The organism is Serratia sp. Je.1.23.a, from assembly GCF_051129805.1.
In the GTDB taxonomy this organism is placed as follows: domain Bacteria; phylum Pseudomonadota; class Gammaproteobacteria; order Enterobacterales; family Enterobacteriaceae; genus Serratia; species Serratia liquefaciens.
The window spans coordinates 213,886-237,646 of the sequence record NZ_JBCPSR010000006.1 but is presented as its reverse complement, the minus strand read 5'-3'; the positions used below and the strand labels follow the sequence as shown (position 1 = coordinate 237,646).

Here is a 23,761-nt window from a genome sequence, read left to right as displayed (position 1 = left end):
ACTTTGTCACCAAACTCTGGCACGCCATAGCGTGCCTTTTTGGTAAAAACCTGGGGGTCATTACTGCATCAACAGGTACAGGCTGGTGTCGCCACGCAGGATATTCAGCGCCAGCACCGAAGGTTTGCTGTCGAGGATCTTGCGCAGTTCACCCAGGTTCTGGATCGGCTGTTGGTTAACGCCCAGGATCACGTCACCTTTTTTCAGCCCAATACGGGCGGCAGCGCTGCCGGCTTTAACGCTATCTACCTTCACGCCTTTCTGGTTGCCGACCTGGCCATTGCTCAGTTCGGCACCTTCAATACCGGTGTAAATATTGCCGGACTCAACCTGAGTCTGGGCGCTTTGTTCCAGCGTAACGTCCACGGTAACAGGCTTGCCGTCGCGCAGAATGCCCAACGACATTTTGCTGCCCACCGGCAGAGTGCCGATCTCCGCGCGGAAGGACGCAAAGCTGGAAATAGCTTTACCGTTCATGGTGACAATCACGTCACCGGCCTTGATACCCGCTTTGGCGGCAGAAGACTTCGGCATCACCTGGCTGACGAATGCCCCGCGCTGCGCGTCCACCTTCATCGCTTTCGCCAGTTCAGAGTTCAGTTCGGTACCCATAATGCCCAATTCACCGCGTTTGACCTGACCGTACTCGACCATTTGCGCGGTCAGGTTTTTCACCATGTTGCTCGGGATAGCAAAACCGATACCGATGTTGCCGCCGTCCGGCGCCAGGATCGCGGTGTTAATGCCGATCAGTTCGCCGTTAAGGTTCACCAAGGCGCCACCAGAGTTACCGCGGTTAATCGCCGCATCGGTCTGGATAAAGTTCTCGTAGTTTTCGATATTCAACCCACTGCGGCCCAGTGCAGAAACGATACCGGAAGTGGCTGTTTCACCCAGTCCATAGGGGTTGCCGATCGCGACGGTGTAATCACCGACTCGCAGTTGCTCGGAGTCCGCCATCTTGATCGCCGTCAGGTTCTTAAAGTCTTTCAGTTGGATCAACGCAATATCGGAACGCGGATCCTTGCCGATCACCTTGGCGTCAAATTTGCGACCGTCGCTCAGTTGAACCTGGATTTTGTTGGCGTTATCCACCACGTGGTTGTTGGTGACGACGTAGCCCTTGGCCGCGTCAATCACTACCCCGGCGCCCAGCGCCTGGAATTTTTGCTGCGTGCCCTGATCAGGCGCCCCCGGTTCAGCACCAGCGCCGCCCTGGCACATCGGCGAGCCCTGGAACGGCGAACCATCCTGGCAGAACGGTGAATCCTCACCAAAGAACTGTTGGAACTGCTGCGGCATTTTCGGCGTATTGACCGTGGTGCTGCCTTCAACATTAATACTCACCACGGAAGGCATCACTTTTTCCAGCATCGGTGCCAGGCTTGGCAATTGCTGGGTGCTGGAAGACGCGGTTTCTGCGGCGACGGCCGTCATCGGGCCCATCGCCATACCAATACTGAATGCCAATGCGCTCAGAACTAATGCGGTTTTTTTCATCTGTGTGTCTCTTCTAAAGTCGATCAGAAAGTATTAGGGTCTTTGTGCATAGTGAGAGCCTATTAATAACCCGAAGTTCCGGCGCAGATTATTGGTAATAGTAAACAAATATTGTCCGTCTTTACAAAACTCCAAATAAGCTCTCGGCGCCAAGCACACTGCTTAAAATAATATTTATTAGCGGATTGAATTATTCCGCTGCCATTAATCTGCGGTATTCGTCATAGGCATAAAGATCGGTCATGCCGCTGATATAATCCTGCAGCAAACGCGCACGGAAATAATACTCCCGGATCGCCAATTGCTCGGGCGACAGGTGCTGCAAACCTTCAATCGCTTCGATATACGCCAGGCGATGTTTAGTCGAAAGCTTGTGAAACAGGCGGGTTTCTATCGGATAAGCACGATGGCTGTCTTCCTGCACCAGCCGGGTAAAATCCGCCAAAGACATTGCCAGCAACGGGCTGTAGATATCCAGCAGGCCGCTGATCACCCGGTAGCCCTGCAGCTCCAACTGTTCGACTTCAGGATGGTTGAAGACGTGTTTGAAGGCCACATTCTTGAATATTTTCAGCAGTTGGTAAGCCGGGCTGGAATCTTCCAACAGCGCCTGATTAAAGTTTCCCTGGAAAACCGCATCCAGATTATCAATAAAACGCTGCGCCGCATGCGGGACCAAACGCGCCACGGTGAAAACGCGTAAATACATGAAGAATTGATCTTCGGTGCTGCGACGTGCGCCCCCGCGATCGATCTTGCGAAAAGCACTGGCCACGGTTTTATCAAACAGATCGCCCGGCGTTACCTCACCCCACTCCTGAGTTAAATGCTGGTAAAGCTGTTCGACGGTGAAAATGTTTTTTTCCACCGCGTCTTCCAAATCCGCCACGCAGTACGAAATATCATCAGCGGCTTCCATAATATAGGTCAGAGGGAAACGGTCGAACTCACCCATATTCAACTCACGCCGCAACCGATCGACAAATGCCTCTTCCGCCAGATAAAAGCCCGGTTTTTTCATCAGGTAGTTGTGGCTGGCTGGAATATCGCTGGCCCAGTAGGCCGGGCGGGTATATTTCAGGATACAGCCCACCTGTGCATAGGTCAGGTTAAGCTTCAGCAGGGTATACACCAACCGGATTGCCTGGGCATTCCCTTCGAAGTGGCTGAGATCGTGACGAATGCGGCTGCGCAGGCGGTTAAGATCGCTCTCACCTTCGTGCAGACGCAATACGCTGACCTGGCAGCGATCGTTACTGGCGGGCTCACTGCCGCAGCTGGCAGGATCCAGCCTTTGCGCAAACCAGTCGTTAATTGCCGACTCGCCAAAATGGCCAAAAGGCGGATTACCGATGTCATGCATCAGGCAGGCCATTTCGACAATGCTTTCAAAAGGATCGAGCAGTTTGGTCAGGCCGAGCTCGTCGATCCGCCCTGCCTGTTTGAAACGATTAAGGATCTCTTTGGCGATATGCCGTCCTACCTGTTGCACTTCCATGGAGTGCGTCAGGCGGCTGCGCACCGCGGCATTACGTTCGAGCGGGAACACCTGGGTTTTTTGCTGCAGACGGCGAATGGCGGCGGAATTGACAATACGCCCGCGATCGCTCTCGAACTGCCGCACTATGTCGTATTCTTCTTCGGCTTCAATGGGGTTGCTGAAGGGCCGTTGGAAGCTGATTTTCTGCTTAAAGTCGATCCCGGACATCTGTTTCTCCGCCGTTGCGCCCAGCCCCCGTGATAACAATTCCCGACGGCATATGCAACGCATTATCTCTCTATGAGAGCCATGATAGACTATGGCGCAATTCCCACACCCAATCAGCGAGTGTTATTTATGAAAGTAGGCATCATCGGCGCAATGGAGCAGGAAGTCACCCTGCTGCGCGATCAAATCGAAAACCGTCAGACCATTCAACGCGCGGGCTGTGAAATCTATACCGGCCAGATCGGCGGCGTTGACGTGGCGTTGCTGAAGTCCGGCATCGGTAAGGTTTCTGCGGCCATGGGGACCACCCTGCTGCTGGAACACTGCAAGCCGGACGTGGTGATCAACACCGGTTCTGCCGGTGGCCTGGCCAGCACGCTGAAGGTCGGCGATATCGTGGTGTCCGAAGAAGTGCGTTATCACGATGCCGACGTGACCGCTTTCGGTTACGAACCAGGCCAAATGGCCGGCTGCCCGGCGGCGTTTGTCGCGGACGACGCGCTGATTGCCCTGGCGGAAAGCTGCATCAAGCAACTGGATCTGAACGCCGTACGCGGCCTGATCTGCAGCGGCGATGCCTTCATTAACGGCGCAGAGCCTTTGGCCCGCATTCGCGCGACTTTCCCGAGCGTGGCGGCAGTAGAAATGGAAGCGGCGGCCGTGGGCCACGTTTGCCACCTGTTCGGCACCCCGTTTGTCGTGGTACGCGCAATCTCTGACGTTGCCGACAGTGAATCGCACATGAGCTTCGACGAGTTCCTGGTGGTGGCCGCTCAGCAATCCACGCTGATGGTTAACGCCATGCTGCAGACCCTGGCTAAGCGCGGTTAATGTGACGCGACGCTTTTCAGCCCTGTTGTGGCTGCTGGCATTATGGGTGGCGCTGCCTGTCGGCGCTGCCCAGCGCGTGATCAGCCTGGCACCCAATACCACCGAACTTGCCTATGCCGCCGGCATGGGCGACACGCTGCTGGCGGTGAGCGCCTATTCAGATTATCCGCCAGCAGCCAAGAAACTCGAGCAGGTCGCCTCCTGGCAAGGCATCAATCTGGAGCGGGTACTGGCGCTAAAGCCGGATCTGATCCTCGCCTGGCGCGGTGGCAATCCGCAGCGAGTGCTGGATCAGCTCGCCGCATTCGGCATTCCGATTTTCTATGCCGACGCCACGACTCTGGATGATATCCCCCGCTCGCTGGATCAACTGGCCCAATACAGCCCGCATCCTGAACAGGCGCATCTGGCCGCAGACGCTCTTCGTCAGCAAATTGCCGACCTGAAAAACAAATATCCTCACACTCAGCCAAGACGGGTCCTGCTGCAATTCGGCACCCAGCCCCTGTTCACCACTTCCGGTGCTACCCTGCAAAGCCAGGTGTTGTCGCTGTGCGGTGCGGAAAACATCTTTGCCGACAGCCGCATGCCGTGGCCGCAAATCAGTCGTGAGCAGGTGTTGGCGCGTCAACCCCAGGCCATCGTTATTACCGGTGACCAAAAAGAGATTGCCAGCGTAAAAGCCTTCTGGGCGCCGCAACTGCAGGTACCGGTGATTGCGCTCAATGGCGACTGGTTCAACCGCGCCGGTCCCCGCATCATGCTGGCTGCGCAACAGCTGTGCAGCCAACTGGCGGAGATCCATTAATGCTGGTGTTTTGGCTGGATATCCTGGGCACGGCAGTTTTCGCCATTTCCGGCGTATTGCTGGCGGGCAAGCTGCGGATGGATCCCTTTGGCGTGCTGGTGCTTGGCGTGGTCACTGCGGTCGGGGGCGGCACCATTCGCGACATGGCATTGGCTAACGGGCCGGTATTTTGGGTAAAGGATCCAACCGATCTGGTGGTGGCGATGATCACCTGCGTACTGACGCTGCTGCTGGTGCGCCAGCCGCGCCGCCTGCCTAAATGGATCTTGCCGGTGCTGGATGCCGTCGGGCTGGCGGTGTTCGTCGGCATCGGGGTAAACAAAGCCTTTGCCGCCGATGCCAGCCCATTAGTGGCAATCTGTATGGGCGTGATCACCGGTGTTGGCGGCGGCATTATCCGCGATGTGCTGGCGCGTGAAATCCCCATGATCCTGCGAACCGAAATTTACGCTACTGCCTGTATTATCGGCGGCATCGTACATGCCACGGCCTTCGCCACTTTCGGTATGCCGCTGCAGCAGGCGATGATGCTTGGCATGGTCATCACGCTAGCCATCAGGCTGGCGGCCATTCGCTGGCACCTGAAACTGCCCGCATTTATCCTCGAGCGCTAATCCCACTCCGCCCGATCCCGGGCGGAGTCTTATCACGCCCCCACTCCCTATAGCAGAATATTCGACCAATTAATAAACAAATGTTATTATCTGCGTCTGAAAAAATCAGGGAAAACAATGTAATAAACTTTTTAAGTTCAAGTTAACCATTCTCCCGTCCTGTTAAATTTTATTAACTTTTTGCCGATAAGCCATTATGTGATTGCTTACGGATGGCTTTGTCCTAATGATGAAAAATATTATCTTATTGTTCGGCGTACTGCTGTGCAGCTCTCTCGCTTACGCCGGTACCACCAGCGGCAAAATCGGCGTCAGCCTGACCTTAATGCCTATGTGCAGCGTAGATATCAGCGACGCCGTCCCTCAGGTGAAATGCGGCAATGCGACCGACACCCAACCTAAGGTGACCCGTAGCAGGTTACAAAACGAAAGCGGCAGTGAAACCTATCGAGAATTGGTCACCGTAGAATGGTAGCCATAAAAAAACCCGCAAACCGGTGAGGTTGGCGGGTTTAGTACTGCTGCACGCAGGATCAGACGCTGAAGGAAGATCCACAGCCGCAGGTGGTTTTGGCGTTCGGGTTAGTCACCACGAAGCGCGAGCCTTCCAGGCCTTCGGTATAGTCGACCGAGCCGCCCACCAGATACTGCAGGCTCATCGGGTCAACCACCAGCGCGACGCCCTGCTTCTCGATAGTCATATCACCATCGTTGACCTTGTCGTCAAAAGTGAAGCCGTATTGGAATCCGCTGCAACCGCCACCGGTAATGTAAACCCGCAACTTCAGATTCGGATTTTCTTCATCAGCAATCAGGACTTTAACCTTGCTTGCTGCTGCCTCGGTAAATTGCAGGGGCAGTGCTGTTTCATCACTCATACTCTTTACTCCCAACATTGTTCTGCATCAGGTCGCTACAATGGCGGCCGGATTAATGTTAATGATTATCCAATACCTGAGTGTTGCGTTCAAGTATTCACCGCATTTGTTGTATTTTCTTTACCTGTTTTATCGGCCGCCTCGCTGGCCTGCGGCGCTTCCTGCCGTTGTAAGGTGCGGGCTAATATGGAGGAATACAACGGCTTGCCCCCGAGGAACTGCGCCACCAGCGTAGCACCCAGACAGGTAATTATCATTGGCAGGATGAGCTGGTAATTGTCGGTCATCTCCAGCACCAGCACGATCCCGGTCAACGGCGCACGCACCGTGGCAGCAAACAGGGCGCCCATGCCGGCAATAGCGAAGGTGCCAGCTTCGATGCCGTACTCGGGGAACAAATGCCCGCCGGCCAGGCCAAAAGCGGTGCCAAACAGCGTGCCCAACGCCAGCATTGGCGCAAAAATGCCGCCCGGTGCCCCGGAACCGAAACACAACAGTGTGGTGATCACTCGGGTGATAAAAATAAACATCAGCATGCCGACGCTATAGTTGCCCGCTGCGGCGATCGGGATCAGGCCAAAACCACCGCCAGCGGCTTCGGGCTGGATCAGCCCCAGAATGCCGCAAATACCGCCGAGCAAACCGCCCATCAACAAAATTTTGCGCATTTTTCCGCCGTGCAGGCGAGCGAACATATCCTGAGTGCGGAAGACCAACGCGTTGAACATCACCCCCACCGCACCAAATATTGCCCCCAGCACCAAATACAGCCAAAGGGTATTGATCGGCGCCGAGGAAAGCTTGCCCACCGCAATCACCGAACCTTCCCCGTTGAACAGCTGGAACACCACGCTCGACATGATGACGCCGATAAACACCGCTTTAATCGAAATCAGGTTGTAGCGGAACTGCGGCCGCATCTCTTCAATGATAAACAAAATGCCCGCCAGCGGGGCGTTAAAGGCCGCAGACAGGCCGGCGGCTGCACCGGTTGCCAACAAAGAATGGCGCGCTTCGGCACCGCGCATGCGGAAGATATCCAGCACCATGCGCCCGACGTTGCCGCCCATCTGCACCGTAGGCCCTTCGCGGCCCAGTACCATACCCGCACCCAAGGTGCCCATACCGCCGATAAATTTTACCGGGATCACCCGCCACCAACGCACCGGGCGCAGCTCTTCCAATGCCCCTTCGATCTCCGGTATGCCCGATCCCCCAGCCTCAGGAGCAAAGCGACGTACCAGGTAATATCCCAACATCGCCAGCGCGGCGGAAAGAATAAAGGCCAGCGGCCAAACTAGGATCCAATAATCGGCGACCTGCGCCAGCGCGGAAAAGCGCTGCTGCTGCACCCAATCTACCGCCTTATCAAAGGCCACCCCGAGCAGCCCCGCCAGAGTGCCCACCAGCGCCGCCATAAACAGGATCGCCACCGGCGTTTTATCCCGACGTAAAAGCTGGCGCACTGCGTCACTGCGTTTTAGACGTGGGGCCTGCGCCACCCGCGGCTGTTGCTGTAATTCAGTCATAATGGGTTATTCATTAATGGAATTAAATGTAATACAAATAGGCTAGTTGATTATTCTAACCCACCCGCTAATCGATCGCCCCTCTAAATAGGTATCTGACTGTGATCGTTTCATATCGACGAACACTTCACTAGAATAGCGCGGTCAAATCATTCAAAAGAGAATCCAGGAGCCGTTCTATGAGCTTAAACAGCAAGTCCGAAAGTCTGTATGCCGAGGCAAAACAGGTAATCCCAGGCGGGGTTAACTCTCCGGTGCGTGCATTCAACGGCGTTGGCGGTGTGCCGCTGTTTATCGAACGGGCGGACGGGGCTTACCTGTTCGACGTCGACGGCAAAGGTTATATCGACTACGTCGGTTCCTGGGGCCCGATGGTGCTGGGACACAACCACCCGGCGATCCGCAATGCGGTCATTGAAGCGGCGCAGCGCGGCCTGAGCTTTGGCGCGCCGACCGAGATGGAAGTTAAAATGGCGGAGCTGGTTACCGAACTGGTGCCGACCATGGACATGGTGCGGATGGTGAACTCGGGAACCGAAGCCACCATGAGCGCCATCCGTCTGGCGCGCGGTTACACCAACCGCGACAAAATCATCAAATTTGAAGGCTGCTACCACGGCCACGCCGACTGCCTGCTGGTCAAAGCCGGCTCCGGCGCGCTGACCCTGGGTCAGCCTAACTCCCCGGGCGTACCGGCCGATTTCGCCAAGCATACCCTGACCTGTACCTTTAACGATCTGGATTCGGTGCAGGCTGCATTTGAACAATATCCTTCCGAGATCGCCTGCATCATCGTCGAGCCGGTCGCTGGCAACATGAACTGCGTGCCGCCGCTGCCGGAGTTCCTGCCGGGCCTGCGTGCACTGTGCGACAAGTATGGTGCGCTGTTGATTATCGACGAAGTCATGACCGGCTTCCGCGTGGCGCTGGCCGGGGCTCAGGCTCATTATGGCGTGGTGCCGGACCTGACCTGTTTGGGTAAAATCATCGGCGGCGGCATGCCTGTCGGTGCCTTTGGGGGCCGTCGTGAAGTGATGGACGCGCTGGCGCCAACCGGGCCGGTCTATCAGGCGGGCACCCTGTCAGGCAACCCGATTGCGATGGCGGCCGGCTACGCCTGTCTGACCGAAGTCTCTCAGGTCGGTATCCACCAGACCCTGACCGAGCTGACCGATATGCTGGCGTCTGGCCTGCTGCACGCGGCTGAAGAAGAAAACATCGCGCTGGTGGTTAACCACGTTGGCGGGATGTTTGGCCTGTTCTTTACCGATGCACCGGCAGTGACCTGCTACCAGGACGTGATGCAGTGCGACGTAGAACGCTTTAAGCGCTTCTTCCACCTGATGCTGGAAGAAGGGGTGTATCTGGCGCCTTCTGCCTTTGAGGCCGGCTTTATGTCCGTTGCGCACAGCAAGGAAGACATTCAGCGCACCATCGATGCCGCACGTCGCTGCTTCGCCAAACTGTAAGACGCATCAAGCCAATAAAAACGGGCGCCAGGCGCCCGTTTTTATTTCCATCGTGACCCCCGCCGTGGCTTTAGAGCAAGGCTCCGTAAATGGTCAGCAGCGCCACCACCACCACGATAATCATCGTCACCTTACGCGCCAGGCTGACCGCTGCCCTTGGCGTCTGCACCGGATCCATATGGGGATCGCGCGCCAGTGAAAACTGCGCCAACCGCGTCAGCACCTGATACGACGAAGAGTGACGATCGCCCAGCGACGCAAACCACGCCGGTAACGCTCTTTCACCGTGGCCAAACAACGCGTAAGCCACGCCGGCCAGACGCACCGGGATCCAGTCCAGCCAGTTCAGCAGATGATCGATGCCTGACTGCGAACGCTCCAGCGGCGTGTTATGGCGTGCCAGCCAGGTCTGGTAAGCGCGCAGGAAAGAGTAACCTGCCAGCGCAATCGGCCCGTAAGGCCCGCAGACCACAAACCAAAACAGCGGCGCCAGATAATAACGAAAGTTAATCCACAGCAGCGCATTTTGCAGTTCACGCAAGCGCAACTCTTCGCTGCAATCCACCGGCAAACCGTGGATCAACGCCAGTTCTTCCGCCATTTGATCGCTGGCATGGGCATCCCCCTGCCGAGCGGCCTTCAGATAGGCCCGATAGTGTTTACGCTTGATCCCTGCGCCGACACACAGCAAATCAATGACGATCCACAGCAACAGCGTCACTACGCCGAAAAACAGTCCCTGGGACAGCCACAAAATCCCTGCCACCACCACCATCCAGGCCAGCGTCATCAGCAGCGTTTGCGCCAGTGAAAACCGATGCAGCCGTTGAAATACCACCTCAAGGCGATGATCCAACTGCCAATGCTCACCCAGCTTGAATAAACGTTCCCACGCCAGAACCAGTAACAGCGTAAACAGCGTCATTAGCGACTCCTCTCCCTTTCCATTGTTCCAAGCATAGCGTCATCTGGCCCGCCAGGTTGTTCCAGAGATGCCAGATATAAATCCCAATCAAACGCCGGGCCGGGATCGGTTTTACGGCCTGGGGCAATGTCACTGTGCCCGGTGATATGCGCCGCCAACGTCGGATAATGCCGGATCAGCAGCGCGGTCACCGCGTTCAGACTTTGGTATTGCTGCGGCGTGAACGCCACATGATCGGTACCTTCCAGTTCAATGCCGATCGAAAAATCGTTACAGCGCTCTCGTCCCTGATACGACGAAACGCCCGCGTGCCAGGCTCGTCGGTCAAAGGGCACATACTGAATGATTTCACCGTCGCGACGGATCAGGCAGTGCGCCGAAACGCGTAGTTGATGAATATCAGAAAAATAGGGGTGATCCGCAGGATCAAGAGTACCGGTAAACAGCCGATCGATATAGGGGCCGCCGAACTCGCCGGGCGGCAGGCTGATATTGTGGATCACCAGCAGCGAAGGCGCCTCCTCATTCGGGCGAAGATCGCAATGCGGCGAGACAACCCGGGTTACCCCGACAATCCAGCCTTGTTCTAACTGCATCAGACACCTCTGGGCGGTGGTACTTGTCACGGCAACAGAGTAGCATGTTCCCCCTACGATCTTACCGTCCATTTCGGAGTTTTCTATGCCGACACGCCGCTACAGTGCCGACACTCGCCGCACCGAGCTTCTTGAACGAATTGAAAGCGATATCCCCTATGCCGTTGCCCAGGCGCTGCGTGAAGACCTGGGAGGCGAAGTCGATGCCGAACGCGATATTACCGCGCAATTGTTGCCGGCCGATACCCAGGCCGAAGCCACGATCATCACCCGCGAACCCGGTATTTTTTGCGGAAAACGCTGGCTGAATGAAGTCTTTATCCAGTTGGGCAACCAGGTGAAAGTGGATTGGCTGGTGGCGGACGGTGATAGTCTGGTGCCAGAACAAGCGCTTTGCAAACTGACAGGCCCGGCTCGGGTGCTGCTTACCGGTGAGCGCACTGCGCTGAACTTTGTGCAGACGCTTTCCGGCGTAGCAACCGAAGTCAGCCGCTATGTGGCACTGTTGCAGGGGACGAAAACCCGCTTGCTCGACACCCGCAAGACCCTGCCAGGGCTGCGCACCGCGCTGAAATATGCCGTATTGTGCGGCGGCGGCAGCAACCACCGTCTCGGGCTGTCCGACGCCTTCCTGATCAAGGAAAACCACATCATTGCCTCCGGCTCGATTAAAAAAGCGGTCGAAAAAGCATTCTGGCTGCATGCCGAGGTGCCGGTCGAAGTGGAAGTCGAGTCGCTGGATGAACTGCAGCAGGCGCTGGACGCCGGTGCAGACATTATCATGCTGGACAATTTCAGCGTCGACATGATGCGCGCCGCCGTGACGCAAACTCAGGGCCGTGCACAGCTGGAAGTGTCCGGCAACGTGACCAGCGAAACTCTGCGTACCTTCGCCGAAACCGGCGTGGACTATATTTCTGTGGGCGCGCTGACCAAACATGTGACCGCCCTCGATCTGTCCATGCGCTTCAAATAACCCCTCTCTCCGCACCTCCCTGAACTACCGGGGAGGTGTTTTTTCATCAAAACTGCGAAGCTCGCCCCATCTCTTTTCCCCTCTGCTGCAACCTCGATCGAATGCTGTGGAACTGCGCCTAAAAACAGCCATCACCCGCTCGAAGCGCCCCGCTGGCCTGATTACTCTGGCCTCCACATTGACATGGAGGAAGCAACGGATGGAAACGCAGCGCGGTTTTACCCTGATAGAACTGATGGTGGTGATCGCCATTATCGCCATACTGAGCGCCATAGGTATTCCTGCCTATCAGCGCTATATCCAAAAGGCAGCGATGACCGACATGCTGCAAACCATGACGCCGTATAAGCTGGCCGTTGAACTGTGCGTGCTCGACAGCGGCACGCCGACCGGCTGTAACGCCGGCAGCAAAGGCATCCCTACCGGCGACGCCTCACGTTACGTCAGCGCGGTTCAGGTCAGCCAGGGCGTGATCTCGCTCACCGGCTCGCAAACGCTGCAGGGATTGACGGTCGCACTGACGCCAACCCAAAATGCCAGCGGCCTGACGCGTTGGACACGCCTGTGCACCAGCGAAAACAGCAATCTGCAGGAAACCTGTCAGGAAGTTTTCCGTTTTGACACTACCGCCGCGGCGCCGACATCATGAGTACGGCAATCAGCGAAGAAATCCATACCCTGTGCCAACGCTATCAGGCACTGGCTCTCAGTGAAGATGACCAGTGCCTGAACGTGGCCCTCACGACGGAGGCACCACAAGCGCTATTATCAGCCCTGCGTTTTGCCACCGGCAAACGCATTCATCTGGAACAGTGGCCGGCAGCCAGGCTGGAATTGGAACTGAACAGGCGGCAAATGCAGGGCGATAGACGCGAGCAGCCCACTTCGGAGGAGCAATTCGACGCGGCATCATTAAACGACGACAGTGACGCACCCGTGGTGCAATTTATCAATCAGACGCTCCGCATCGCCATTCAGCGACGAGCCTCGGACATTCATTTCGAACCTTACCAGCAGACTCTCCGTATCCGGCTACGCATCGACGGCGTGTTGCAGGTGATAACCTCACCGCCATTCACGCTCGCGGCTCGCCTCACGGCTCGACTGAAAATCATGGGGCAGTTGGACATCGCCGAGCGCCGCCTGCCGCAGGATGGTCAGCTCAGCGTGCGGTTGGATAACGCTAGCTACTCCATGCGTATCGCCACCCTGCCCACCCTGCACGGCGAAAAAGTGGTGCTGCGAATTTTGCAAACTGAACGCCAGGAGCTGCCGTTAGATCGGTTGGGTATGGATCCGACAGCACTGGTGCAGTTTTCCTCTGCCTTATCCTGCCCGCAGGGCATGATCCTGGTCACCGGCCCCACCGGCAGCGGCAAAACCGTCACGCTATACGGCGGTCTGCGTCAGTTGAATGACGCGCAGAGTAATTTATGCAGCGTCGAGGATCCGATTGAAATTCCCCTGTTCGGTATCAATCAGACGCAGACCAACGCCAAAACGGAACTGGATTTCTCCCGCGTATTACGCGCCTTGCTGCGACAGGATCCGGACGTCATCATGATCGGTGAGATCCGCGATCGGGAAACGGCGGAGATCGCAGTAAAAGCCGCTCAAACCGGCCACCTGGTGCTTTCCACCTTGCACACCAATTCCACCAGCGAAACCCTGACGCGCCTGACTCATATGGGCATCCCGGGCTACCTGATTGCCGCCTGTCTGAAGCTGGTGATCGCACAACGTCTGGTGCGTAAGTTATGCAGCCACTGCCGCTATCAACAAAGCCAGCCCGTACGTTTTCCCGCGGCCATTTGGGCAACACCTCTGCTGCCCTGGAAGGCCGATGGCTGCGAGCACTGCTTCAGCGGCTACTATGGCCGCACCGGGGTATATGAACTGTTGACCATTACCCCAGAGGTGCAAGCCGGCCTGCTGGAGGGGGCCGCCCCCAGCATGTTGGCTGACATCGCCCGGCAGCAGGGGCAAACCACGTTGCTGCAAGCCGGACTAACGCTGGTCGCTCAGGGCGTCACCTCGCTGGAGGAGGTATACCGCATTGTCGGTATCATTGCCGACGGCGGAGGCGCTCAGTGAAAACGCTGCGCCTTTTCCTCTGGCAGGCAATTGACCCGCACGGACAACTGCGTGAGGGTGAGCTGATGAGCGGTAAGAAGAATGAGGTCAGCCAGTGGCTTATCGAACAAGGGCTGCAACCCTGCCAGATCAACAGCGGAAAACGTATTTCACCGGGTCAATGGCGTGGGGAACCCCTGATTCAGTTCACCCGCCAGTTGGCAACATTGCTACAGGCCGGATTGCCGCTGGTCAGCGGGTTACAATTGCTGGCGGCAGAGCACCCGTCAGCTGCCTGGCGCTGCCTGCTGCGGGAAGTGAGTGAACAGGTACGCCAGGGCCAGCCATTTTCTGAAGTTATCGCTGAGCAACGTGCCGTGTTTCCTCTGATCTACCGCCAGCTAATCGCCATTGGTGAGCTGACCGGTCACCTGGACGAATGCTGCCTGCAACTGGCCCAACAACAGGAAGCACAGCAAAAACTGCAAAAGAAAGTCATCAAGGCACTGCGTTACCCTTTGTTTATCTGCGCGGTGGCGCTGTTGGTAAGCATTTTGATGCTGGTGATGGTGTTGCCGGAATTTGCCGGCGTCTATCAGTCATTCAATGCGCCGCTGCCGTGGTTTACCCAAGGATTGCTGAACCTTTCCACCCTGCTGATCGACAGCGGTCCCTGGCTAACGGCGATTCTGGTCTGTATGGCATACACCTATCTTCGTCGTCTGCATCCGCAGCCTCAATGGCGCAGGCGCGAACAGGCGGCGCTGTTGCGTCTGCCACTGATTGCGCACTTGATTAAAGGCGGCTGCCTGAGCCAAATATTCCGTATTCTGGCCATGACTCAGCAAGCTGGGCTCAGCCTGGTTGACGGGTTGGCTGCGGCGGCGCTGTCGGTGGATAACCTGTTTTATCGCCAGGCAATTGACAACATCAGGCAACAGATTTCGCAAGGGCAGACTTTTCATCGCGCCCTGGAACAGCAGGCGCTTTTCCCAACGCTGTGCCAGCAACTGGTACGCGTGGGCGAAGAATCCGGTTCGTTAGATACCCTATTGGGCAAACTGGCCGCGTGGCATGAACAGCAAACCTTTGAGCTGGCCGATACCCTGGCGCAAACGCTGGAGCCCCTGTTAATGCTGGTGGTAGGCGGGATCGTCGGCACATTGGTGATCGCCATGTATCTGCCGATATTTCAGTTGGGGAATGTTTTGGGGTAAGTCCGTCAGTGATTGGGCGCAGCATTGAACTGCGCCCACAAATTGCTGGTATCGATACGCGCTGCTTACTTGCTGCCGAAGACGCGGTTTTCCTGCTCTGCAACGCGGATAAAGGTGGTGCGCTTGGTCAGCTCTTTCAAACGTTCCGCGCCGACGTAGGTGCAAGCGGAACGCAGGCCGCCAAGGATGTCGCGAACGGTGAACTCAACTTCGCCGCGCAACGGCAGTTTGACAGTTTTCCCTTCGGCCGCACGGTACTGGGCAACGCCGCCGACGTGGCGTTTCATCGCCGACTCGGAGCTCATGCCGTAGAACAGCATAAATTTCTCACCGTTCTCTTCCACAATGGTGCCTTCGCACTCGTCGTGGCCGGCCAGCATGCCGCCCAGCATGACAAAATCAGCACCGCCGCCAAAGGCTTTCGCTACGTCGCCCGGCACCGAACAACCGCCATCGCTAACGATTTGGCCGCCGAGGCCGTGTGCCGCATCAGCGCATTCGATCACCGCAGACAGCTGCGGATAACCGACACCGGTTTTCACGCGGGTCGTGCAGACAGAGCCTGGACCAATACCGACTTTAACAATGTCGGCGCCGGACAGGATAAGTTCTTCCACCATTTCACCGGTGACGACGTTACCGGCACAGATAACATGTTTTGGACAGGCTTCGCGCGCTTTCTGCAGGAAAGCGACAAAATGTTCGGAATAACCATTGGCTACGTCGATACAGATAAACTTCAGCTCGGGTGATAGCGCCAGGATCTGTTGCATTTTCACAAAGTCAGCGTCGGACGTGCCGGTTGAAACCATCACGTGGCGCAGTACCGATGCCGGTACGCGCTGCACAAAGGCGGCCCACTGCTCTACGGTGTAGTGTTTGTGTACGGCGGTGAGAACATCGAAGGAAGCCAGGGCCTCTGCCATGCTGAAGGTACCGACTGAGTCCATGTTGGCGGCGATGATCGGCACACCAGACCAGCTACAGCCAGAATGTTTGAAGGTAAACTGACGTTCCAGTTCAACTTCTGAGCGGCTTTTCAGCGTGGAACGCTTTGGGCGAATCAGCACATCTTTAAAGCCTAACTTCAAATCTTCTTCAATACGCATGACTTATGATTTCCTGGTTTATGGCGACGGATCGCAAAACGCAATGGCTTGAAAAGCGACGGGGTATACCCTAAATAATTCGAGTTGCAGGAAGGCGACAAGGGCGAGAGTCCCGATGAGCTTACTTAATGTAAGTGATCCGGGTGAACACTCGCAGTCAACACACCTGCAGCTTGAAGAATGACGGGTATAGATTAATGCCAGTTCCAGTGACGCTATCATACGCGCTAATAATCGCCGGACAAGACTGCGAATTCTCCTTTTTTTGCGCTACAATCCGACAAATTTACCTGCGACACCGCAGTGTGACCTCACGCTCATTTTCCCTTTCCGGCTGCGCTTTTTATCACCGTACAGCCTAAGCGGCACGGCAAGCGCCGCCGGCTTACTTGCACTTCTGTGCGATCGCTTTATGATTCGTCTATTATTTTTTTATGAACCTCAGGTGCATTCCCTACCATGGCCTACATTGTTGCGTTGACAGGGGGTATCGGCAGCGGTAAGTCCACCGTGGCAGACGCCTTCGCTCGCCACGGCGTGACGGTGGTCGATGCTGACGTTATCGCCCGACAGGTTGTCGAGCCAGGAACCCCGGCACTGGCTGCCATCGCCGAACGTTTTGGTAATGAAATGTTGCAGCCGGACGGTTCACTGAACCGTGCCGCCTTACGTCAGTGTATCTTCAGTAACCCTGATGAAAAGCGTTGGCTAAACCAACTGCTGCACCCGCTGATTCATCAGGAAACTCAACGTCAACTGGCGCAAGTTACCAGCCCCTACGCTCTCTGGGTGGTGCCATTGCTGGTCGAGAACAACCTGCAGGCGCGCGCCGATCACGTGCTGGTGGTTGACGTCGACAGCGAGACTCAGTTGGCCAGAACCATCGCCCGCGACGGTATCAGCCGTCAGCAGGCACAGAACATACTGTCCGCACAGGTCACGCGTGAGCAGCGCCTGGCCGCTGCAGACGACATCATTGATAATAGCGGCACCGCTCAGGGGATAGAGCCATTGGTTGCCGCACTGCATTGCCGTTACCTTGAGCTGGCGGCATCAGCGACCCGACAGGATTAAACTGAATGAGTGATGTTTCCCCAAGCGTTCTTTTTGAACATCCGTTGAATGAAAAAATGCGCACCTGGCTGCGCATGGAATTTTTGCTGCAACAGCTGCATGGCCAGCGAGCCTTAAGCGAAACGGCCATCGCCCTGACATTTTTCCGCACCATCGCCGATCTGCTGGACGTGCTGGAGCGCGGTGAAGTACGTACCGAGCTACTGAAAGAGCTGGAACGTCAGCAGCAAAAATTGCTGGCGTGGGCCGATGTTCCGGGCGTCGATATGTCGCTGGTGGATCAGTTGCGCAACCAGTTGAAGCAACGTGGTGCCGCACTGATGTCTGCGCCGCGACTGGGTCAGGCGCTGCGCGAAGATCGGTTGATTAGTCTGGTGCGGCAACGTCTGAGCATCCCCGGTGGGTGCTGCAGCTTTGACTTGCCGACGCTGCACATGTGGATGCATGCACCACAGCAAGAGCGAGATAACGACGTAGCCGAATGGTTGCAAACGCTGGAACCATTAAACCAGGCACTGACTATGGTGCTGGATCTGATCCGTCAGGCCGGGCCATTTCGCAATCAGATCAGCCTGAACGGTTTTTTCCAGGATAACGCCGAGGGGGCGGATCTGCTGCGCTTACGCATCAATCTGGCGCACCAGCTTTACCCACAAATTTCCGGCCATAAGACGCGCTATGCGATTCGCTTTCTGCCGCTGGACAGTGAGCTCGGCGTGGTACCGGAACGACTAACCTTTGAGTTGGCCTGTTGCTGATCCAATGACATCAAGACCTTTCACGCGTTGGAAGGGAGTAAGGAATAGATATGACTACCGTAGTGAAATGCCCAACCTGTGGCAAAGGTGTGGTTTGGGGAGAGGTGAGCCCATTTCGTCCGTTTTGCAGCAAACGCTGTCAGCTGATTGATCTGGGCGAATGGGCCGATGAAGAGAAGCGCATTCCCAGCAACAGCGATCTTTCCGAAAGCGAAGAGTGGAGTGAAGCAGACGATCGCTGATCGTCGTTCTGATCGGCCCGGCAGCCGCCAGGCCGGTTGTATTACTGCGCGGCGTTAGCCTGCTCCACCAGCAGTTTGATAATGCTGATATTGGCCTGAGGGAACTCTTCTTCCCGCAGGTCAGCCTGTTTTACCCAGCGCATAGGCTGGCCTTCGCGACCGAAGGGTTCACCGGCCCAGGCTTCCACCAGATAGAAATTCAACGTGACGATGCGATCGCTAAACTGATGCTCAAGCACGTCCAACAACTCCGCACGCTGGGCTTCAATGCCGGTCTCTTCCAATAATTCACGGCTAAGCGCCTGTTCCGGCGTCTCACCCTGTTCAATTTTGCCGCCGGGAAACTCCCAGAAACCGGCCATATGCGAATCGGCCGCGCGGCGGGTAATGAAGATTTCCTGCTGGGCGTTACGAATGATGCCGACGGCGATATTCAGATGTTTCATCGCATCCTCCTGATTGAGTCGTTGGAACGCGGAATGCAGCCCCAAAAAACAGGGGCTCAGCACGCTGAACCCCTGGGTTTTATTCGTTAAACAGTGTCGGCTTAGTTCTGCAGACGACCGTGACACTGTTTGTATTTTTTACCGGAACCGCATGGGCACGGATCGTTACGGCCCACTTTACGTTCTGCGATGGTCGGTGCATTAGGATCTTCAGTCACCAGCGCGTTTTCTTCATAGTGGCTCAGCTGCTGCTGTTTGGCCAGACGCTCGGCTTCTTCACGACGCTGCAGTTCCAAGGCTTCAACCTCTTCCGGCATCCGCACCTGAACCTTGCTCAGCACGCTGATCACTTCATGCTTCAGTGATTCCAGCATGGTAGCAAACATGTTGAAGGACTCGCGCTTGTACTCCTGCTTAGGATCTTTCTGCGCATAACCACGCAGATGGATGCCCTGACGCAGGTAGTCCATGGCCGCCAGATGCTCTTTCCACAGGGAATCCAGCGTCTGCAGCATCACGCCTTTCTCGAAGTTGCGCATCATCTCGGTGCCAACCACTTCTTCTTTACGCTGGTACTCTTCCTTGGCTTTTTCCAGAATACGCTCACGCAGCGTTTCTTCGTGCAGCTCAGGCTCTTTATCCAACCATTCGGCGATAGGCATATCCAGATCGAAATCGTTTTTCAGACGTTCGGTCAGCCCCTGAATATCCCACTCTTCTTCCAGCGACTGCGGTTGAATGTAGCCGTCGATAGTGGTTTTGAACACGTCTTCACGGATGCTGGCAATGGTTTCGCTAACGTCAGACACGTCCAGCAGTTCGTTACGCTGGCTGTAGATCGCGCGGCGCTGATCGTTGGCCACGTCATCGTATTCCAGCAATTGCTTACGAATGTCGAAGTTGCGGCTTTCTACTTTACGCTGGGCATTGGCAATTGCTTTGGTGACCCATGGGTGCTCAATGGCCTCACCTTCTTTCATCCCCAATTTACGCATCATGTTGGAAACGCGATCGGAGGCGAAAATACGCATCAAGGCATCTTCCATCGACAGGTAGAAGCGGGATGAACCGGCATCACCCTGACGACCGGAACGGCCGCGCAACTGGTTATCGATACGGCGAGATTCATGACGCTCGGTACCAATGATGTGCAGGCCACCGGCTGCCAGTACGGCATCGTGACGGATTTTCCAGGCCTCTTTAATCGCCGCGATTTGCTCTTCGGTTGGATCTTCCAACTGGGCAATCTCTGCCTGCCAGCTGCCGCCCAACACGATATCGGTACCACGACCGGCCATGTTGGTAGCGATGGTAACCGCAGAGGTCTGGCCGGCCTGAGCAACGATGTCCGCTTCCATGGCGTGGAACTTGGCGTTCAACACCTTATGGGCGATACCGGCTTTCTCCAGCTCACGCGAAACCACTTCGGATTTCTCGATTGAAATCGTACCGACCAGAACCGGCTGGCCGTTAGCGGTGCGCTCACGAATATCTTCAATGATGGCGCCAATCTTCTCATGCTCGGTCATGTAGACCAGATCCGGCATGTCTTTACGCAGCATTGGACGGTTGGTCGGCACCACGATGGTATCCAGCTTGTAGATCGAGCTGAATTCAAAAGCTTCGGTGTCGGCGGTACCGGTCATCCCAGCCAGCTTCTCGTACAGGCGGAAGTAGTTCTGGAAGGTGATGGAGGCCAGAGTCTGGTTTTCGTTCTGGATTTCCACGCCTTCTTTGGCTTCCACCGCCTGGTGCAGGCCATCGGACCAGCGACGGCCGTGCATGGTACGGCCGGTGTGTTCGTCGACGATGATGACTTCACCGTCTTTTACGATGTAGTCAACGTCACGGGTAAACAGCACATGGGCACGCAGAGCCGCAGTCACGTGGTGCATCAGCATGATGTTGGTCGGTGAGTACAGTGACTCCCCTTCGTCCATGATGCCGGCTTCCATCAGCATTTCTTCGATCAGGATCAGGCCGCGTTCGGTCAGGTGCACCTGGCGCGCCTTTTCGTCAACCGAGAAGTGGCCTTCGCCCTGGAAAGAATCCGAATCTTCTTTTTCCTGACGGATCAGTTTAGGGATCAGCTTGTTAACCTTGATGTACATCTCGGAGCTGTCTTCAGCAGGGCCAGAGATGATCAACGGCGTACGCGCTTCATCGATCAGGATGGAGTCAACCTCATCCACCAGCGCATAGTGCAGTTTGCGCTGAACGCGCTCTTCCGGGCTGAACGCCATGTTGTCGCGCAGATAGTCAAAACCGTATTCGTTGTTGGTGCCGTAGGTAATGTCCGCGGCATAGGCTTCACGCTTGGCCGGTGCCGGCATACCCGGCAGGTTAATACCAATGCTCAAACCGAGGAACTCGAACAGCGGACGGTTGTTCTCGGCGTCACGCTGCGCCAGATAGTCGTTGACGGTTACCACGTGCACGCCACGACCGCTCAGGGCGTTCAGATAGGCCGGCAAGGTTGCGGTCAGGGTTTTACCTTCACCGGTGCGCATCTCTGCGATACAGCGGTCATTCAGCACCATGCCGCCCAGCAGCTGCACGTCGAAGTGACGCATGCCGAAGACGCGCTTGCTCGCCTCACGCACTACCGCGAAGGCCTCAGGCAGCAGGTTTTCCAGCACTTCACCCTTTTCCAGGCGCGCGCGGAACTCATTGGTCTTGGCTTTCAGTTCGTCATCGGACAGTTTTTCCATGTCCGGTTCCATCTGGTTGATCAGCTCAACCGATTTGCGCATGCGGCGCAGCGTACGATCGTTACGGCTACCAAAAACTTTGGTCAATAATTTCACTAACATGATGTTTGATATCTCTGTCATGACGGCCAACACAGGCAGTCAACTTGATGTTATTTTTTAGGTTTTTTTTGTCGCCCGAGGGGCAAGAAATCAGCTTAAGGCTACAGGTCCGGCGCGAATGCCCTGCACTTGCGCAAGCCACAACCCGGCCTGATGCTGCGCAACAGCGGGTAGCACGGCGTGATGAGTGGTACGAATGATGGTCGGCGGCTTCGGCTCGTGCGTCAGCAGCGCATTAAGGGTAGAAAGCAGCGCCAGTTGCGCCACCTGCAATGGGGGTTCGGTCACTTCCGCTTCGCTTTCCTGCACCCGCGCGTAAACGGCCTGCGGCGCAAGCGCAAAAGAGAGGTGACGAATGACGGTACGAAGCGCATGCTGGTGCCAGTAGTCGACGCTAAAGGTCGGACGACGATGCGCTTCCTGCAGTAACGCCAGGCTATTGAAGGCGCCACTGGCAGAATTTTGCCGGTTCAGGCTGGACGAGGTGCTCGGCAGAGCGGCTTGATCGGGGTTGCCGGTCAGATTGGTAGGTACGCCAAGCGTGGCCGCAACCATCCCTAAAAGGAGATGGGGCCAGAAATAACGTCTGCCAAATTGTCGCCAACGATTTAGAATACCGATCACGAGTTTATAATCCGCCGGAGCCCATTATGCGCGATAGCCGTCCACAATTATTAGATTCCCTGTTCGACGACGCGTCTGCAGAAGACAAAGGGCCACTGCATAACGTCCAACAACGCGCAGTCGCGTTGCTTAAGCTTAACCGTGCAGTGAAAGGCCTGTTGCCCGTTCAACTGCATCCTTGGTGCCGCGTCGCAAATTTCCGACAGGGTATTTTAGTGCTAGAAACGGCAAATGCCAGCTGGATGATGCGTCTACGTTACGAACAACCGGCTTTATTATCAGCACTACGAGCGCAAATTCTACCATCATTGTCGTCGATCGACATCAGGATTAATCCGGCCTTGATGGCAAAAGGGAACAACCTTGTGCAGGACGCCGCAAAAACGGCAGGAAATACGCAGTCAAGCGTGCCTATGCGTCATCTGAGTCAGGAAAGTGCTGGGGAATTAAGGGTATTGGCGAGCCGGAGCCCGGAAAAACTGCGCAAGATATTAGAACGACTGGCGTCGTTGGCCGGAGAGAGTGCCAACGCTACCAGTCGTGATAAGTAATCAGCGGTATCGACTTATGCCAATACGGTTGACGGAGCTTTGAATGCCAGTGGCATTTCGGCTTCGTCCTGGAAGGTGACGTATTCCCACGCTTCCTGTTTCGCCAGAACTGCTTGAAGCAGCTTGTTGTTCAGCGCATGACCAGACTTGTACGCGGTAAACGCGCCAATGATATTATGGCCGCACATGAACAGGTCGCCGATGGCGTCCAGCATTTTGTGACGCACGAATTCGTCTTCGAAGCGCAGACCGTCTTCGTTCAGCACGCGGTAATCATCTACCACGATAGCGCAGTCAAAGCTGCCGCCCAAGGCCAGGCCACGGGACTGTAAATATTCGATATCACGCATGAAGCCGAAAGTACGCGCACGGCTGATTTGACGCACGAACGAGTCGGCAGAGAAATCAAGGCGGTAGCGTTGCGTACTGGCGTCGATCGCCGGGTGGTTGAAGTCGATGGTGAAGTCCAGGCGGAACCCGTTATGCGGGGACAGCTCGGCCCACTTGTCGCCATCTTCAACACGCACGGTGTCTTTCAGACGCAGGAATTTCTTCGCAGAGTTCAGTTCTTCAATGCCGGCATCCAGCAACAGGAAGACGAACGGACTGGCACTGCCGTCCATGATAGGGATTTCAGCAGCGTCAACTTCGATAACGATGTTGTCGATGCCCAACCCAGCCAGCGCGGCATTAAGATGCTCAACGGTAGAAATACGCACGTCATGCTCATTGACCAGGCAGGTACAGAGCATGGTATCACGCACGGATTTTGCATCAGCCGGAAAATCAACCGGTGGATTCAAGTCAGTGCGACGATAGATGACCCCGGTATTAGCCGCCGCGGGTCGCATTGTCAGCGTGACTTTCTTGCCGGTATGTAAACCGACACCAGTCGCCTGAACAATACGTTTTAATGTCCTTTGTTTGATCATCGTTTTATCTCGCAATGTTATCAATCCTACCAGCCAAGCATACAGCATGGCTGGCGGGACAGTTTAGCACAAAGAGCGGAGATTCCAA

At 56.0% G+C, this 23,761-nt stretch carries 24 protein-coding genes; 13 read left to right on the top strand and 11 right to left on the bottom strand.

The window, feature by feature from the left end; translation table 11 throughout:
- Positions 1 to 60 precede the first annotated feature (60 nt).
- The gene (gene degP / locus AAZT04_RS20230; RefSeq protein ID WP_020825236.1) at positions 61 to 1,500 is read right to left on the bottom strand and encodes a serine endoprotease DegP; all 1,440 of its coding nucleotides are present in this window, start codon (positions 1,498 to 1,500) and stop codon (positions 61 to 63) included.
- Between the two features lie 190 nt (positions 1,501 to 1,690).
- Positions 1,691 to 3,208, bottom strand: coding sequence for a dGTPase (dgt, locus tag AAZT04_RS20225; protein ID WP_020825235.1), 1,518 nt, complete (start codon positions 3,206 to 3,208; stop codon positions 1,691 to 1,693).
- Between the two features lie 129 nt (positions 3,209 to 3,337).
- Between dgt and mtnN the strand changes: the two genes are divergently transcribed.
- From mtnN to AAZT04_RS20205, 4 genes are all read left to right on the top strand, one after another.
- A complete protein-coding gene (gene mtnN / locus AAZT04_RS20220) occupies positions 3,338 to 4,039 on the top strand; it encodes a 5'-methylthioadenosine/S-adenosylhomocysteine nucleosidase (RefSeq protein ID WP_020825234.1) in 702 nt (233 codons plus the stop codon).
- 1 nt (position 4,040) lies between these two features.
- A complete protein-coding gene (gene btuF / locus AAZT04_RS20215) occupies positions 4,041 to 4,847 on the top strand; it encodes a vitamin B12 ABC transporter substrate-binding protein BtuF (RefSeq protein WP_176984200.1) in 807 nt (268 codons plus the stop codon).
- The gene (locus AAZT04_RS20210; protein WP_020825232.1) at positions 4,847 to 5,461 is read left to right on the top strand and encodes a TRIC cation channel family protein; all 615 of its coding nucleotides are present in this window, start codon (positions 4,847 to 4,849) and stop codon (positions 5,459 to 5,461) included. The genes btuF and AAZT04_RS20210 overlap by 1 nt, the downstream gene beginning before the upstream one ends.
- A gap of 226 nt (positions 5,462 to 5,687) precedes the next feature.
- Positions 5,688 to 5,936: a hypothetical protein gene (locus tag AAZT04_RS20205; RefSeq protein WP_116691283.1), complete on the top strand. Its 249-nt coding sequence runs from the start codon at positions 5,688 to 5,690 to the stop codon at positions 5,934 to 5,936.
- A gap of 58 nt (positions 5,937 to 5,994) precedes the next feature.
- Here the strand turns inward: AAZT04_RS20205 and erpA are convergent, their stop codons facing one another.
- Together erpA and clcA are read right to left on the bottom strand one after the other, a co-directional pair.
- Positions 5,995 to 6,339, bottom strand: coding sequence for an iron-sulfur cluster insertion protein ErpA (gene erpA, locus AAZT04_RS20200; protein WP_004950184.1), 345 nt, complete (start codon positions 6,337 to 6,339; stop codon positions 5,995 to 5,997).
- An 89-nt stretch (positions 6,340 to 6,428) separates the two neighbouring features.
- The gene (clcA, locus tag AAZT04_RS20195) at positions 6,429 to 7,868 is read right to left on the bottom strand and encodes a H(+)/Cl(-) exchange transporter ClcA (protein ID WP_401527470.1); all 1,440 of its coding nucleotides are present in this window, start codon (positions 7,866 to 7,868) and stop codon (positions 6,429 to 6,431) included.
- Between the two features lie 179 nt (positions 7,869 to 8,047).
- Here clcA and hemL point away from each other — a divergent pair, with 179 nt between their 5' ends.
- Positions 8,048 to 9,337: a glutamate-1-semialdehyde 2,1-aminomutase gene (hemL, locus tag AAZT04_RS20190; RefSeq protein ID WP_046374509.1), complete on the top strand. Its 1,290-nt coding sequence runs from the start codon at positions 8,048 to 8,050 to the stop codon at positions 9,335 to 9,337.
- 70 nt (positions 9,338 to 9,407) lie between these two features.
- Here the strand turns inward: hemL and ampE are convergent, their stop codons facing one another.
- Both ampE and ampD read right to left on the bottom strand, forming a co-directional pair.
- Positions 9,408 to 10,262, bottom strand: a complete 855-nt coding sequence (gene ampE, locus AAZT04_RS20185; RefSeq protein ID WP_020825228.1) for a beta-lactamase regulator AmpE — start codon at positions 10,260 to 10,262, stop codon at positions 9,408 to 9,410.
- A complete protein-coding gene (gene ampD / locus AAZT04_RS20180; RefSeq protein ID WP_020825227.1) occupies positions 10,262 to 10,858 on the bottom strand; it encodes a 1,6-anhydro-N-acetylmuramyl-L-alanine amidase AmpD in 597 nt (198 codons plus the stop codon). The genes ampE and ampD overlap by 1 nt, the downstream gene beginning before the upstream one ends.
- Positions 10,859 to 10,943: 85 nt before the next feature.
- Here ampD and nadC point away from each other — a divergent pair, with 85 nt between their 5' ends.
- The 4 genes from nadC to hofC all read left to right on the top strand — a co-directional run bounded on the left by nadC (position 10,944) and on the right by hofC (position 15,124).
- Complete coding sequence (gene nadC / locus AAZT04_RS20175) at positions 10,944 to 11,834, top strand: carboxylating nicotinate-nucleotide diphosphorylase (protein ID WP_046374511.1); 891 nt, start codon at positions 10,944 to 10,946, stop codon at positions 11,832 to 11,834.
- 199 nt (positions 11,835 to 12,033) lie between these two features.
- Positions 12,034 to 12,483, top strand: coding sequence for a prepilin peptidase-dependent pilin (gene ppdD / locus AAZT04_RS20170; RefSeq protein WP_046374512.1), 450 nt, complete (start codon positions 12,034 to 12,036; stop codon positions 12,481 to 12,483).
- A complete protein-coding gene (gspE, locus tag AAZT04_RS20165) occupies positions 12,480 to 13,928 on the top strand; it encodes a type II secretion system protein GspE (protein WP_046374513.1) in 1,449 nt (482 codons plus the stop codon). The genes ppdD and gspE overlap by 4 nt, the downstream gene beginning before the upstream one ends.
- Positions 13,925 to 15,124, top strand: a complete 1,200-nt coding sequence (gene hofC, locus AAZT04_RS20160) for a protein transport protein HofC (protein ID WP_046374514.1) — start codon at positions 13,925 to 13,927, stop codon at positions 15,122 to 15,124. Before gspE ends, hofC begins: the two co-directional genes overlap by 4 nt.
- A gap of 65 nt (positions 15,125 to 15,189) precedes the next feature.
- On the opposite strand, the gene AAZT04_RS20155 is transcribed toward hofC, so the two are convergent.
- Positions 15,190 to 16,233 (bottom strand): GMP reductase, encoded by a 1,044-nt coding sequence (locus tag AAZT04_RS20155; protein WP_020825222.1) that lies wholly within the window; start codon positions 16,231 to 16,233, stop codon positions 15,190 to 15,192.
- Positions 16,234 to 16,692: 459 nt separating this feature from the next.
- Here AAZT04_RS20155 and coaE point away from each other — a divergent pair, with 459 nt between their 5' ends.
- The 3 genes from coaE to yacG are packed head-to-tail and all read left to right on the top strand — an operon-like array spanning position 16,693 to position 18,307.
- Complete coding sequence (gene coaE / locus AAZT04_RS20150) at positions 16,693 to 17,307, top strand: dephospho-CoA kinase (protein WP_434681481.1); 615 nt, start codon at positions 16,693 to 16,695, stop codon at positions 17,305 to 17,307.
- 5 nt (positions 17,308 to 17,312) lie between these two features.
- A complete protein-coding gene (zapD, locus tag AAZT04_RS20145) occupies positions 17,313 to 18,065 on the top strand; it encodes a cell division protein ZapD (RefSeq protein WP_020825220.1) in 753 nt (250 codons plus the stop codon).
- Between the two features lie 50 nt (positions 18,066 to 18,115).
- Positions 18,116 to 18,307 (top strand): DNA gyrase inhibitor YacG, encoded by a 192-nt coding sequence (gene yacG / locus AAZT04_RS20140; protein WP_020825219.1) that lies wholly within the window; start codon positions 18,116 to 18,118, stop codon positions 18,305 to 18,307.
- Between the two features lie 41 nt (positions 18,308 to 18,348).
- On the opposite strand, the gene mutT is transcribed toward yacG, so the two are convergent.
- The 3 genes from mutT to secM all read right to left on the bottom strand — a co-directional run bounded on the left by mutT (position 18,349) and on the right by secM (position 22,190).
- The gene (gene mutT / locus AAZT04_RS20135; protein WP_020825218.1) at positions 18,349 to 18,753 is read right to left on the bottom strand and encodes an 8-oxo-dGTP diphosphatase MutT; all 405 of its coding nucleotides are present in this window, start codon (positions 18,751 to 18,753) and stop codon (positions 18,349 to 18,351) included.
- A 101-nt stretch (positions 18,754 to 18,854) separates the two neighbouring features.
- The gene (gene secA / locus AAZT04_RS20130; RefSeq protein ID WP_020825217.1) at positions 18,855 to 21,566 is read right to left on the bottom strand and encodes a preprotein translocase subunit SecA; all 2,712 of its coding nucleotides are present in this window, start codon (positions 21,564 to 21,566) and stop codon (positions 18,855 to 18,857) included.
- Positions 21,567 to 21,656: 90 nt separating this feature from the next.
- Entirely contained in the window at positions 21,657 to 22,190 is a 534-nt protein-coding gene (secM, locus tag AAZT04_RS20125; RefSeq protein ID WP_041414203.1) for a secA translation cis-regulator SecM, read from the bottom strand.
- A gap of 26 nt (positions 22,191 to 22,216) precedes the next feature.
- On the opposite strand from secM, the gene AAZT04_RS20120 reads away from it, so the two are divergent.
- On the top strand, positions 22,217 to 22,741 hold the full coding sequence (locus AAZT04_RS20120; RefSeq protein ID WP_020825215.1) for a DUF721 domain-containing protein: 525 nt from the start codon (positions 22,217 to 22,219) through the stop codon (positions 22,739 to 22,741).
- A 14-nt stretch (positions 22,742 to 22,755) separates the two neighbouring features.
- On the opposite strand, the gene lpxC is transcribed toward AAZT04_RS20120, so the two are convergent.
- A complete protein-coding gene (gene lpxC, locus AAZT04_RS20115; protein ID WP_037426060.1) occupies positions 22,756 to 23,673 on the bottom strand; it encodes a UDP-3-O-acyl-N-acetylglucosamine deacetylase in 918 nt (305 codons plus the stop codon).
- Between the last annotated feature and the right edge of the window lie 88 nt (positions 23,674 to 23,761).

Bases quoted from the DNA above. Each gene is read 5' to 3' on its own strand.
- AAZT04_RS20205 (WP_116691283.1), top strand. From the start codon at position 5,688: ATGATGAAAAATATTATCTTATTGTTCGGCGTACTGCTGTGCAGCTCT.
- clcA (WP_401527470.1), bottom strand. From the start codon at position 7,868: ATGACTGAATTACAGCAACAGCCGCGGGTGGCGCAGGCCCCACGTCTA.
- secA (WP_020825217.1), bottom strand. From the start codon at position 21,566: ATGTTAGTGAAATTATTGACCAAAGTTTTTGGTAGCCGTAACGATCGT.
- ampD (WP_020825227.1), bottom strand. From the start codon at position 10,858: ATGCAGTTAGAACAAGGCTGGATTGTCGGGGTAACCCGGGTTGTCTCG.
- erpA (WP_004950184.1), bottom strand. From the start codon at position 6,339: ATGAGTGATGAAACAGCACTGCCCCTGCAATTTACCGAGGCAGCAGCA.
- hemL (WP_046374509.1), top strand. From the start codon at position 8,048: ATGAGCTTAAACAGCAAGTCCGAAAGTCTGTATGCCGAGGCAAAACAG.
- AAZT04_RS20155 (WP_020825222.1), bottom strand. From the start codon at position 16,233: ATGCGTATTGAAGAAGATTTGAAGTTAGGCTTTAAAGATGTGCTGATT.
- nadC (WP_046374511.1), top strand. From the start codon at position 10,944: ATGCCGACACGCCGCTACAGTGCCGACACTCGCCGCACCGAGCTTCTT.
- AAZT04_RS20210 (WP_020825232.1), top strand. From the start codon at position 4,847: ATGCTGGTGTTTTGGCTGGATATCCTGGGCACGGCAGTTTTCGCCATT.
- ampE (WP_020825228.1), bottom strand. From the start codon at position 10,262: ATGACGCTGTTTACGCTGTTACTGGTTCTGGCGTGGGAACGTTTATTC.
- degP (WP_020825236.1), bottom strand. From the start codon at position 1,500: ATGAAAAAAACCGCATTAGTTCTGAGCGCATTGGCATTCAGTATTGGT.
- ppdD (WP_046374512.1), top strand. From the start codon at position 12,034: ATGGAAACGCAGCGCGGTTTTACCCTGATAGAACTGATGGTGGTGATC.
- zapD (WP_020825220.1), top strand. From the start codon at position 17,313: ATGAGTGATGTTTCCCCAAGCGTTCTTTTTGAACATCCGTTGAATGAA.
- mutT (WP_020825218.1), bottom strand. From the start codon at position 18,753: ATGAAACATCTGAATATCGCCGTCGGCATCATTCGTAACGCCCAGCAG.
- AAZT04_RS20120 (WP_020825215.1), top strand. From the start codon at position 22,217: ATGCGCGATAGCCGTCCACAATTATTAGATTCCCTGTTCGACGACGCG.
- gspE (WP_046374513.1), top strand. From the start codon at position 12,480: ATGAGTACGGCAATCAGCGAAGAAATCCATACCCTGTGCCAACGCTAT.
- dgt (WP_020825235.1), bottom strand. From the start codon at position 3,208: ATGTCCGGGATCGACTTTAAGCAGAAAATCAGCTTCCAACGGCCCTTC.
- coaE (WP_434681481.1), top strand. From the start codon at position 16,693: ATGGCCTACATTGTTGCGTTGACAGGGGGTATCGGCAGCGGTAAGTCC.
- yacG (WP_020825219.1), top strand. From the start codon at position 18,116: ATGACTACCGTAGTGAAATGCCCAACCTGTGGCAAAGGTGTGGTTTGG.
- lpxC (WP_037426060.1), bottom strand. From the start codon at position 23,673: ATGATCAAACAAAGGACATTAAAACGTATTGTTCAGGCGACTGGTGTC.
- mtnN (WP_020825234.1), top strand. From the start codon at position 3,338: ATGAAAGTAGGCATCATCGGCGCAATGGAGCAGGAAGTCACCCTGCTG.